The 11,127-nt window shown below is 71.6% G+C and carries 8 protein-coding genes and 1 tRNA gene; 1 reads left to right on the plus strand and 8 read right to left on the minus strand.

Annotation, left to right across the window (positions count from 1 at the left end; all coding sequences use genetic code 11):
- Positions 1–132 precede the first annotated feature (132 nt).
- The 6 genes from pknB to ACFV6D_RS30800 form a co-directional block, all read right to left on the minus strand.
- Entirely contained in the window at positions 133–2,271 is a 2,139-nt protein-coding gene (gene pknB / locus ACFV6D_RS30775) for a Stk1 family PASTA domain-containing Ser/Thr kinase (RefSeq protein WP_380562023.1), read from the minus strand.
- A gap of 260 nt (positions 2,272–2,531) precedes the next feature.
- A complete protein-coding gene (locus ACFV6D_RS30780; RefSeq protein ID WP_380562025.1) occupies positions 2,532–3,989 on the minus strand; it encodes a peptidoglycan D,D-transpeptidase FtsI family protein in 1,458 nt (485 codons plus the stop codon).
- Positions 3,986–5,362 carry an FtsW/RodA/SpoVE family cell cycle protein gene (locus ACFV6D_RS30785; RefSeq protein WP_063351252.1) on the minus strand — a complete coding sequence of 459 codons (1,377 nt, stop codon included), beginning with the start codon at positions 5,360–5,362 and terminating at the stop codon, positions 3,986–3,988. Before ACFV6D_RS30785 ends, ACFV6D_RS30780 begins: the two co-directional genes overlap by 4 nt.
- A 160-nt stretch (positions 5,363–5,522) precedes the next feature.
- Positions 5,523–7,148, minus strand: coding sequence for a PP2C family protein-serine/threonine phosphatase (locus tag ACFV6D_RS30790; protein WP_380428127.1), 1,626 nt, complete (start codon positions 7,146–7,148; stop codon positions 5,523–5,525).
- Between the two features lie 53 nt (positions 7,149–7,201).
- A complete protein-coding gene (locus ACFV6D_RS30795) occupies positions 7,202–7,744 on the minus strand; it encodes an FHA domain-containing protein (RefSeq protein ID WP_380562027.1) in 543 nt (180 codons plus the stop codon).
- Positions 7,745–7,790: 46 nt separating this feature from the next.
- A complete protein-coding gene (locus ACFV6D_RS30800) occupies positions 7,791–8,654 on the minus strand; it encodes an FhaA domain-containing protein (RefSeq protein ID WP_380562029.1) in 864 nt (287 codons plus the stop codon).
- A 418-nt stretch (positions 8,655–9,072) separates the two neighbouring features.
- Between ACFV6D_RS30800 and ACFV6D_RS30805 the strand changes: the two genes are divergently transcribed.
- Positions 9,073–9,156 (plus strand) — tRNA-Leu (locus tag ACFV6D_RS30805).
- A gap of 51 nt (positions 9,157–9,207) precedes the next feature.
- On the opposite strand, the gene ACFV6D_RS30810 is transcribed toward ACFV6D_RS30805, so the two are convergent.
- Positions 9,208–10,356: a sensor histidine kinase gene (locus tag ACFV6D_RS30810; protein ID WP_380428125.1), complete on the minus strand. Its 1,149-nt coding sequence runs from the start codon at positions 10,354–10,356 to the stop codon at positions 9,208–9,210.
- Complete coding sequence (locus ACFV6D_RS30815; protein WP_244293637.1) at positions 10,353–11,003, minus strand: response regulator transcription factor; 651 nt, start codon at positions 11,001–11,003, stop codon at positions 10,353–10,355. The genes ACFV6D_RS30810 and ACFV6D_RS30815 overlap by 4 nt, the downstream gene beginning before the upstream one ends.
- Between the last annotated feature and the right edge of the window lie 124 nt (positions 11,004–11,127).

Consider the following 11,127-nt stretch of genomic DNA (forward strand, 5'->3'; position numbering starts at 1 on the left):
GGCGGGGGCGGCGGCTGCGCACTCCCGCCCCCCCCACCCCCCCCGCGCCCCCCCCCCTCCTGGCGGCCGCCCCCCCCGCGGGCGCACGGCCGGACAACTCCCACCAAGCCTCAGATCCAGGGGAACCAGGGCTTAGTTGTTGCTCCCCCCTTTGGTGTTGGAGGGTGAGGGGGAGAGGGGGTCACCCCCTTTGGGCGGATCGGCCGGCTTCGTGATGAGCATCACCTGGGTGTTCGGGTCCAGCTGGGTGCCGGCGGGCGGGTTGGTGCTCACGACGATGGCGTTCGGGTCCGACGGACCGGACACCACCGTGTAGAGCAGCCCGACCTTGCCCAGCTGCGAGATGGCGTCCGACAGCTTGACGTTCTGCAGCGGCGGGACCTGGGGCTTGTCCTGCATCTTGAAGATCGTCAGCGTGATCTTCGTGTTGGCCGGGACCTTGGTGTTGGCCTGGACCGACTGCGCGGCGACGGTGTTCGCCTTGCTCTGGTCGGTGGTCTGCACCGTCTTCGAGGTGTCGACCTGGAAGCCCAGGCCCTCCAGCTGGGCCTGCGCCACCTCCTTCTGCGCGCCGGCCACGTTCGGCACGGTCACCTTCGACTTGCCCTGCGAGACGGTCAGCTTGACCGGGGCGGTCGGGTCGCCGGCGGTGCCCGCCGCCGGGTCCTGGGCGGTGACGTTCTCCTGCGGAGCGGTGTCGTCGTCCTTGTACTCGGTGGTGACGTTGGTGAAGCCGGCGTCGCCGAGCGCCTTGGTCGCCTGGTCCTTGGTCTTGCCGACCACGTTCGGCAGGGGGGCCTTGGCCGGGCCGGAGGACACCTGCACGGTGATGGTGCTGTTCTCCGCGACCTGGCCGCCGACGGCCGGGTTCTGGGTGCAGACCTGGTCCTTCTTGATGTTGGCGTCCGGGCAGGCGAGCTTGTCGCCCTCGGCCACCACGAGCTTGGGACCGGCCGCGGCCGCGGCCGTCTTGGCGTCCGCCAGGCTCTTGCCGACCAGGTTCGGCACGGCGACCTTCGGGGTCTCCGTGGTGCCGCCGCCGTTGCCGTTGAACATGGCCTGGGCCACGAAGAAGGTGCCGACCAGGACCAGCACGGCGGCGACCGCCAGCACGATCCAGGAGGTGTTGCTCTTCTTCGGCGGCTGCTCGCCGCGCCGGCCGCCGTCCCGGCCGTAGCCGTCGTCGTGGCCGCCGCCCGCCGGGCCGTCGGCGTAGGCCTGGCCGTAGCCGTCGTCCTGGTAGCCGCCCTGCGGGCCGTAGCCGGGCTGGCCGCCGGCCTGCGGCAGAACGGTGGTCGGGCCGCCGCCGGGCTGCTGCGGCAGCACGTTGGTCTGGCCGTACGGGTCGTGCTGCTGCGGGTAGCCGTTCTGGTCGTAGCCGTACCCGGCGCCCATGCCGTACGCCGCGGCCTGCTGGGCGGCGGCCACCGGCAGGCCGTCGAGGAAGCGTTCGATGTCGTCGCGCATCTCGTCGGCGCTCTGGTAGCGGTAGTCGCGCTCCTTGGCGAGCGCCTTCAGCACGATCGCGTCGATCTCGGGGCGGACCTCGGGGTCGAAGACGGACGGCGGCTGCGCCTCCTCCCGGACGTGCTGGTAGGCCACCGCGACCGGGGAGTCGCCGACGAACGGCGGGCGCACGGTCAGCAGTTCGTACAGCAGGCAGCCGGTGGAGTAGAGGTCGGAGCGGGCGTCGACCTGCTCGCCCTTGGCCTGCTCGGGGGAGAGGTACTGGGCGGTGCCGATGACGGCCGAGGTCTGGGTCATGGTCATCCCGGCGTCGCCCATCGCACGGGCGATGCCGAAGTCCATGACCTTGACGTTGCCCTGCCGGGTCAGCATCACGTTGGCCGGCTTGATGTCACGGTGCACGATGCCGGCGCGGTGCGAGTACTCCAGCGCCTGCAGGATGCCGATGGTCATCTCCAGCGCGCGCTCGGGCAGCAGCCGTCGGCCGGAGTGCAGCAGCTCGCGCAGGGTGGACCCCTCGACGTACTCCATCACGATGTACGGGATGGAGATGTTGTCGATGTAGTCCTCGCCGGTGTCGTACACGGCGACGATCGCGGGGTGGTTCAGGGACGCCGCGGACTGCGCCTCGCGGCGGAAGCGGGCCTGGAACGACGGATCCCGGGCCATGTCGGCCCGGAGCGTCTTCACTGCGACGGAACGGCCGAGCCGGGTGTCATGGGCGAGGTACACCTCGGCCATGCCGCCGCGTCCGAGGACGCCGCCGAGCTCGTACCTGCCGCCTAGGCGACGAGGCTCTTCCATAGTTCCGACCCTCTCCCTCACCTGCCGGCGAGGTTGTGACGTAGGTGTCCCCGCACGCTCAGGGTGACGCCGAGCGGGTCTCGACCGGTTCTCCGGCCGGGCCGTGCGCCGTCTCGCGGGCGGCAACGGGCACACCCGCTGCTGGCGGATACGCTACCGGTCGCACCGCATCGGACCGGAGTCGGCCGTCGGCCGATATCAGACCGGTATCCGGACGGGGGTGTCGATCGTGACTTTCCACTCACGGTCGGGCCTCCTCCTCACTTGCCGAGGACGGCCTGCATCACCGCCTTGGCGATCGGGGCGGCCAGCCGGCCGCCGCTGATGCCGTCGCGGTTGTTGGAGCCGTCCTCGACCACGACCGCGACCGCCACCGACTGGCCGTCGGTGGTCTTGGCCCACGAGGTGAACCAGGCGAACGGCAGCCCGGCGTTGTCCTCGCCGTGCTGCGCGGTACCGGTCTTGCCGCCGACCTGGAGGCCGGGGATCTTGGCGCTCTTGCCGGTGCCGTTCTCCACCACCGAGACCATCAGGTCCTGCATCTTCTGCGCGGTGGCCGGGCTCATCGGCTGGGAGAACTGCTTCTCGGTGTGCTTGGAGATGGTGGTCAGCGAGGCCGAGCGCTCCTGGTCGACCAGGTACGGCTGCATCAGGCTGCCGTTGTTGGCGATCGCGGCGGACACCATGGCCATCTGCAGCGGGGTGGCGCGGGTGTCGTGCTGGCCGATCGAGTCCTGCGCGGTGCCGTCCAGGCTCGCGCTGCTCGGGAAGATGCTCTTCTCGGAACGGACCGGGGTGTCGATGGTGCTGTTGAAGCCGAACTTCTCGGCCTGCGCCCGCATCTTGTCCTTGCCGAGGTCCGCGCCCATCTTGGCGTAGACCGTGTTGCAGGACTGGTCCATCCCCGACTTGACCGTGGCGTTCCCGCACTTCTCGAGCGGCGACTCGTTGTTGAGCACCGTCTGGGTGCCCGGCAGGGTGTACGGGTCCGGCGTCGCGGTCTGGTCGTCGATGTTCTGGTACAGGCCGTTCTCGAACGCGGCGGTCGCGGTGACCAGCTTGAACGTGGAGCCGGGCGGATAGGTCTCCTTCAGCGCCCGGTTGAGCATCGGCTTGTTGGGGTCGGCGTTGAGGTCCGTCCAGGCCTTGGAGTCGCCGCTCTCGCTGCCGGCGATGGTGCTCGGGTCGTAGGACGGGGTGGAGACCAGCGCCAGGATCGCGCCGGTCTTCGGGTCGATCGCGACGGCGGCGCCCTTCTTGTCCCCGAGGCCGTCCCAGGCGGCCTTCTGCGCCTTGGCGTTGATCGTGGTGACGACGTCGCCGCCGCGCTGCTGCTCGCCGGTCAGCATGTCCAGGGTGTTGCGGAAGAACAGCCGGTCGTCGGTGCCGGAGAGGATGCCGTCCTCCAGGTTCTCCAGCTGGCTGGAGCCGAAGACCTGGGAGGAGTAGCCGGTGACCGGGGCGTACATCGGGCCGTCGACCCAGGAGCGCTTGTACTTGTAGCGCAGGCCGTTGACGAAGTCGGACTTCGTGACCGGCTGGCCGCCGACGATGATGTTGCCGCGCGGGTGCGCGTACCGGTCGTACTGCTGGCGCTTGTTGTTCTTGTTGGTGGCCCAGGCGTCGGCCTGGACGCCCTGCACCCAGTTGGTGCGCACCATCAGGGCCAGGATCAGGACGAGGCAGAAGATCGAGACCCGGCGGATCGGCTTGTTCATCGGACGGGTCCTCCCTGGCCCTCGGTGGCCGGGGTCGCTTCGACCCCGGGTCGGCGGGCGCTGTCGCTGATCTTCAGCAGGATCGCGACCAGCGCCCAGTTGGCGACCACGGACGACCCGCCCTGGGCGAGGAACGGCATGGTCATACCGGTGAGCGGGATCAGCCCGGTGACGCCGCCGGCCACGACGAAGACCTGCAGCGCCATCGCCGACGAGAGCCCGACGGCGAACAGCTTGCCGAACGGGTCGCGGGCGGCGAGGGCGGTGCGCAGTCCGCGCTGCACCAGCAGGGCGTACAGCAGGAAGATCGCCATCAGGCCGGTCAGCCCGAGCTCCTCGCCGAACGAGCCCAGGATGAAGTCGCTCTTCGCGGCGAAGTTGATCAGCCAGGAGCGGCCCTGGCCGAGGCCCGAGCCCGTTACCCCGCCGGAGCCGAGCGCCATCAGCGACTGGCCGATCTGCTCGGTGGCGCCCTTCGGCGGGTGTGCTCCGAAGGCGGCCATCGGGTCGAGCCAGGCGTCGATGCGGACCTTGACGTGGCTGGTGGTCATGGCGACCGCGACCGCGCCGCCGATCGACATCAGCAGGCCGAACAGGATCCAGCTGGTCCGCTCGGTGGCGACGTAGAGCATCACCACGAACAGGCCGAAGAACAGGAAGGACGTGCCGAGGTCGTTCTCGAAGACCAGGATCAGCAGGCTGAGCAGCCAGATCACGACGATCGGGCCGAGGTCGCGCCCGCGCGGCAGGTACAGGCCCATGAAGCGGCGGCTGGCCAGGGCGAGGGCGTCGCGTTTGACCATCAGGTAGCCGGCGAAGAACACCGTCAGGATGATCTTGGCGAACTCGCCGGGCTGGATGGAGAAGCCGCCCATCCGGATCCAGATCTTGGCGCCGAAGTCCTCCGCCCGGGCCGGGAAGAAGGCCGGCGCGGCGAGCAGGACCAGCGCCGCCACCATCGAGATGTAGGTGTAGCGCTGGAGCACCCGGTGGTCCTTCAGGAACACCATCACGCCGATGAACAGCCCGATCCCGAGGGCCGACCACATCAGCTGGTTGCGGGCCGCCGGGAAGTTGGCGCTCAGCAGCTTGCCGGCCTTGTCGAGCCGCCAGATCATCACCACGCCGAGACCGTTCAGCAGGGTGGCGATCGGCAGCATCAGCGGGTCCGCGTACGGCGCGAAGCGGCGCACCAGCAGGTGCGCGACCAGCGCCAGTGCGCCCATGCCGAGTCCGTAGCCGACCATGCCGCTCGGCAGCGCGGAGTCCATCGCGAGGCCCACGTTGGCGTACGCGAGGATCGGCAGCACGACGGCGAAGGCCAGCAGGGCCAGCTCGGTGTTGCGCCGGTTCGGCGCGCCCTGGAGGGAGATGGTGGTGTTGGCCCGGCGCCGGGAGGCGGCGCGGTCGGTGGCCGTCCGGCGCCTGCCGGCCCGGCCGGTGTCGTCGCTCAGGTCGTAGGTGCTCACGTGGTGACCGCTCCCTGACGGCCGGCTGCCCCGCTCGGGGCGGGCCTATGTCGGATCACGGAGGTCACTGCTTCGGGCAGGAGTCGGCCCGGCTGCGCTCCTCCTCGGTCAGCCCGGAGAGGTCGCCCGACGGGCCGGTGTTCGGCGCGGCGGCGTTCGGTGCCGGTGCGGTCGGGCTCGGGGCCGTCGGGGTCGGGGTGGCCGGGGTCGGAGTGGTGGGGGCCACCGGGGGGCGGGTCTTCTCGCCCGGGGTGGGCGTGACGGCCAGGAACGCGGCGTGGGTGGCCTGCGCCGCCTGGGTGCCCTGGGTGCCCGGGTTGGTCCGGGCGTCGGCGACCTTCTTGCAGAGCTTGACCCAGCCGTCGAGCTCCTGGACGGTCGCGGTGGCGGCGCCCAGGCTGTCGGCCGAGATGGTCTTGTTCAGGTGCTCGGCCTGGTCCTGCGGCAGGTACTTGAGCTCGACGTCCTTGTACGCGGTGTGCACCGAGGACAGGCTCAGGCCGGCCAGGTTCTGGTTGATGCCCTGGTAGACCGCGACGTGGTCGCCCTGCTTGGCGACGTAGTACTGGTCCTGGGTCCACTGGTAGCCGAAGAACCCGGCGCCGCCGAGCAGGCCGAGGGTGACCAGGACGGCCACCGAGACGGTGAGGCCCTTGCGCTTGCGCTTCGCGGGCGGCTCCTCGTCGAACTCCTCGGCGCCGTACACCGAGGGCTCGCCGGAGCCGTAGCCGTACTCGCCCTCGTAGCCCTCTGCGGGGCCGAAGCCGCCCTGGGCGGCGCCGTAGCCGGCGTCGTAGCCCTCGGCCGGGCCGAAGGCGCCCTGCGGGGTGCGGCCGAGGCCGGCGGCGCGGCCGGCCGGGGTGTCGGCGATCGAGCGGTCCGCGGCGGCCGAGGACGGCGGGGTGTCGGCGACCGCGCCGACCACCACCGGGACGTCGTTGTACTGGCCGCTCGTGGTGTCCGTGGCACCGACGTCGATGACGTCCGCCACGATGCAGGTGATGTTGTCCGGACCGCCGCCGCGCAGCGCGAGCTGGATCAGCTCCTGCACGGTCTGCTCGGGCGAGTAGTAGCTGCCGAGGGTGTCCTGGAGGGTCTGGTGGCTGACCGGGCCGGAGAGGCCGTCGGAGCAGATCAGGTAGCGGTCGCCGGCGCGGACCTCGCGGATCGACAGGTCGGGCTCGACCTGGCCGCGGCCGTCGAGTGCCCGCATCAGCAGCGAGCGCTGCGGGTGGGTCTCGGCCTCCTCCGGCGTGATCCGGCCCTCGTCGACCAGGCGCTGCACCCAGGTGTGGTCCTGGGTGATCTGCACCAGCGAGCCGTCGCGCAGCAGGTAGGCGCGGGAGTCGCCGACGTGCACCATGCCCATCCGCTGGCCGGTCCAGAGCATCGCGGTCAGCGTGCAGCCCATGCCCTCCAGCTGCGGGTCCTCCTCGACCATCTGCCGGAGCCGGTCGTTGGCGCCCTGGACGGCGTCGCCCAGCAGGGTCAGCAGGTCGGCGCCCGGCACGTCCTCGTCCAGTCGGACGATCGAGCCGAGCACCTCGGAGGACGCGACCTCGCCGGCCGCGGCGCCGCCCATGCCGTCGGCCACGGCCAGCAGCCGCGGCCCGGCGTAGCCGGAGTCCTCGTTCCCCTCCCGGATCAGTCCCTTGTGGGAGCCGGCGGCGAAGCGCAGCACCAGGGTCATGCGACCTGTGCCCCCCTCTGGGTCATGGACGGGATGCTGTCCCTCATGCGCTACTACTTCCGCAGTTCGATGACGGTCCTGCCGATACGGATCGGCATGCCCGGCTGGAGCGGAGTGGGCGCGGTCAGGCGCTGCCGGTCCAGATAGGTGCCGTTGGTGGAGCCTAGATCCTCGACCGTCCACTGCCCAGTCTGATCCGGATAGATCCTGGCATGCCGGGAGGACGCGTAGTCGTCGTCCAGCACGATGGTGGAGTCGTGCGCGCGGCCCAGGGTGATGGTCTGGCCCTGGAGCGCGACGGTGGTCCCGGCCAGTGAGCCCTGCACCACCACGAGCTGGGTCGGGGCGCCGCGGCGGCGGCCGCCGCCCTGGGTCTGGCCCGCCGCGGGGCCTGCGGCCGGGGCCTGCGCGGTGCGCCCGGCGGCCGGAGCGGCGGCGGCGCCGCCCGGAGCGGAGTTGGCGCCGCGGCGGGAGGAGCGGGGGTTCACCTTGGTCCCGAACAGGTCGCTGCGGATCACCTGGATCGCGACGATGACGAACAGCCACAGCACGGCCAGGAAGCCCAGCCGCATGACCGTGAGGGTCAGTTCTGACATGGCCGGCCCGCCTGTCGGTGAGCGAGGCGCGCGAACAACTCGGACACTACCCTTCGACCTGTCGGTAGACGATGGTGGTGGAGCCCACGACGATGCGGGAGCCGTCGCGGAGCGTAGCGCGCTGGGTGTGCTGTCCGTCCACCACGATGCCGTTGGTGGATCCCAGGTCGAGGACCATCGAAGGGGTGCCGGGGCGGATCTCGGCGTGCTTGCGGGAGACCCCGGGGTCGTCGATCCGCACGTCCGCCTCGGTCGAGCGGCCGAGCACGCAGGCCGCGCCGGTGATCTGGTGGCGGGCGCCGTTCACCTCGATCCAGCGGCGGAGCGAGGCGCCGTGGCCGGCGCCGGGGAAGGCGCGGACGTTGCCGCCGGACGTCGCGGGCGGGCCCTGGGGCATCGCCGGGGGCGCAGCCGGCGGCGGGGGCGCGCCGTACTGGCCGGCGCCGGTCTGCTGCCACGGTGCGCCGGGGGTCGGGGCGGCCGGCTGGCGGTCGTATCCGGGCTGCTGCTGCTGCGGGGCGTACTGCTGGGGCTCCTCGGCCGCCAGGGTGCGGCTGCGCACCCGGTACAGGCCGGTGTCCAGATCGTCGGCCTTCTCCAGGTTCACCTGGAGCGGGCCCATGAAGCTGTACCGCTGGGCCTCCGCGTACTCGCGGACCATGCCGGCCAGCTCGGCGCCCAGCTGCCCGGAGTAGGGGCTGAGCCGCTCGTGGTCGTGCGGGCTCAGCTCGACGATGAAGTCGTTCGGCACGACGGTGCGGTCGCGGTTCCAGATGCTCGCGTTGTTGTCGCACTCGCGCTGCAGCGCACCGGCGATCTCCACGGGCTGGACCTCGGACTTGAACACCTTGGCGAAGGTGCCGTTGACGAGACCCTCAAGTCGCTGTTCGAACTTCTTCAGCACTCCCATGGGACACCCCCTTCCAGGGTTCGTTCGCCTGCCTGCCGACCGGATCCCGCCGGGAGTCGGTCGTGCCTACTTGCGGTACTTCCGTACTGATCGTATCCACGCCGGGCCCTTCCGTACGGTTCCCGGACAGCGTGGTGCCCGGGGGTGGGCTCGGACACACAGGGTGACGCATACCGGGTACGGCACGCCAGGTGTGCCCGCCCGGGTGGGCTCCCGTCACTCGCTCGCCCGTTCGTCGTGCATCCGTTCGGATGCGCTTCGTCCCGCCGAAGAACGGATTCGGAGCGGCCCCCCGGGTCGTGCTACTGTTTTCCACGTCGGAAGGGCCGCCCACCAGGGAGGCCGGTCCAAGGAAACGCGAAGACCACATGGTACCGAGCGGTTCGGAAGATCGGTCGGCAACGAAGACGACACCCATGCGCGGGTGGCGGAATAGGCAGACGCGCTGGATTCAGGTTCCAGTGCCCGAAAGGGCGTGGGGGTTCAACTCCCCCCTCGCGCACAGCGAAGCCCCGCAGATCTACGGATCTGCGGGGCTTTCTCGTTGTCCCGGTCAGGAACGGGTGGCGGGCAGCTCGGCGCGGACCTCGAAGCCGCCGTCCTGGGTGGGGCCGGCGCTGAGCGAGCCGCCCAGCAGCTGTGCGCGCTCGCGCAGGCCGACCAGGCCGTGGCCGCCGCCCGGCAGGATCTCGTCCGGGTGGACCGGGGGCGCGTCGTTGCGCACCTCGACCCGCAGCCGGCGCCCCTTCGCCCGGACCTTCACGTGCACCGCCGCCTCCGGGGCGTACTTGGTGATGTTGGTGAGCGCCTCCTGGACGGTGCGGTAGGCGGCCCGCTCGACCGCCTCCGGCCACGGGCGGTCACCGGGGTTCAGTTCGGTGTCGGCGGCCAGCCCGCTCTCCGCGATCAGCCGGGGCAGGTCGGCCAGCCGGGGCTGCGGGGCGAGCGGGGCGTCCGGGCGCGGGCCGGCGGTGCTGCGCAGCACCCCGACCATCTGGCGCAGCTCGTCGAGGGTGCGGACGGCCAGTTCGCGGATGGTGCGGGCGGTGGTCGCGGCGGCCGGGTCCGCGGTGCTCACCTGGAGCGCGCCGGCCTGGATGCTGATCAGGCTGACCTGGTGCGAGACCACGTCGTGCATCTCCCGGGCGAGCCGGCCGCGCTCGCTGATCAGCACCCGTTCGGCGAGCAGTCGGCTCTCCCGCTCCTGGCCGCGGGTCAGCTCGTCGAGCCGGGCGGCCAGCTCCCGCCGGGTGCGGGCGAGCAGCCCGGTGGCGGCCGGGCCGGCGGCCAGCATCACCGACTGGATGGCGTAGAGCGCGGTGTCCCGGCTGAGTCCGAGGGTCTGCCCGGACAGCGGCCAGTGGAAGAACTCGACCAGCGCGAACAGGGTCGCGCAGGGGATGACGATCCGCGGGCGGGGGCGTTCGGCGGCCACCGTGTAGACGGCGGTGATCGGGGCCAGCCAGATGTCGTCGACGTAGCTGCCGGGCATGGTGAGCAGCAGCGCCGCCACCGGGAAGCGGCGGCGCCAGAGCAGGGCGACGGCGGCCAGCGTGGAGAGCGCGATCTGCCACCACGGGGAGTTCCGGGCCACCAGGGCGGCGTCCAGGAGGGAGTAGAGGGCGGGCAGCAGCAGCATCAGCCAGGGGGCGGTGCACCAGGCCGGGAGCCGTCTGGACGGCAGCTGTTCGGTGGCCGTCATGCCCCGTCGCCGGGTTTCGGCCGGACCAGCCCGGCCCGGTGGGCGAGCACCGCCGCCTGGACCCGGTTGGCCGCGCCGAGCTTGCCGAGGATCGCGCTGATGTGGTCCTTGACGGTGCCGGTGCCGAGGAAGAGCCGGTCGGCGATCTCGGCGTTGGACAGTCCCTCGCCGAGCAGGGCCAGCACGTCGAGCTCCCGGCCGGTGAGGGTGCGGGCGAGCGAGGTGGCCTCGGCGTCCGGGCCGCCGCCGTCCACGTAGCCGCCGATCACGGTGCGGGTGACGGTCGGGGACAGGATGTTGCCGCCGGCCGCGAGCACCCGGACGGCGTGGACCAGCTGCTCGGGGGCGGTGTCCTTGAGCAGGAAGCCGGAGGCGCCGGCCCGCAGCGCGGTGCCGATGTACTCGTCGCTGTCGAAGGTGGTGAGCATCGCCACGGCGGGCGGGTCCGGCAGGGCGCGCAGCCGGCGCAGCACCGAGATGCCGTCGAGGTCCGGCATCCGGATGTCGAGGAGCACCACGTGCGGGCGCAGGCGCTGGACGTGCTCCTCGGCCTGGCCGCCGGAGCAGTCGCCGACGACCTCCAGGTCGGGGGCGGAGCCGACGATGAGGCCCAGGCCGGAGCGGACCAGGATCTCGTCGTCCACGATCAGCACGCGGGTGTCGGTGATGGTGCCTCCTCGGTTCTGGCGGCCGGGGTCGGGCGGTCCGCGCGGGTCGTTTCGAGGGTAGGGGTAGCCGGGGTGGGGCGCCGAACGGATGGCGGTCCTTACC

Origin of the sequence: Kitasatospora sp. NPDC059812 (assembly GCF_042732075.1) — a bacterium.
Taxonomy (GTDB): Bacteria; Actinomycetota; Actinomycetes; order Streptomycetales; family Streptomycetaceae; genus Kitasatospora.

What these genes read in the sequence shown, in the direction of transcription:
- ACFV6D_RS30780 (WP_380562025.1), bottom strand. Translation starts at nt 3,989, where the DNA reads ATGAACAAGCCGATCCGCCGGGTCTCGATCTTCTGCCTCGTCCTGATC.
- ACFV6D_RS30790 (WP_380428127.1), bottom strand. Translation starts at nt 7,148, where the DNA reads ATGACCCTGGTGCTGCGCTTCGCCGCCGGCTCCCACAAGGGACTGATC.
- ACFV6D_RS30800 (WP_380562029.1), bottom strand. Translation starts at nt 8,654, where the DNA reads ATGGGAGTGCTGAAGAAGTTCGAACAGCGACTTGAGGGTCTCGTCAAC.
- ACFV6D_RS30795 (WP_380562027.1), bottom strand. Translation starts at nt 7,744, where the DNA reads ATGTCAGAACTGACCCTCACGGTCATGCGGCTGGGCTTCCTGGCCGTG.
- ACFV6D_RS30810 (WP_380428125.1), bottom strand. Translation starts at nt 10,356, where the DNA reads ATGACGGCCACCGAACAGCTGCCGTCCAGACGGCTCCCGGCCTGGTGC.
- pknB (WP_380562023.1), bottom strand. Translation starts at nt 2,271, where the DNA reads ATGGAAGAGCCTCGTCGCCTAGGCGGCAGGTACGAGCTCGGCGGCGTC.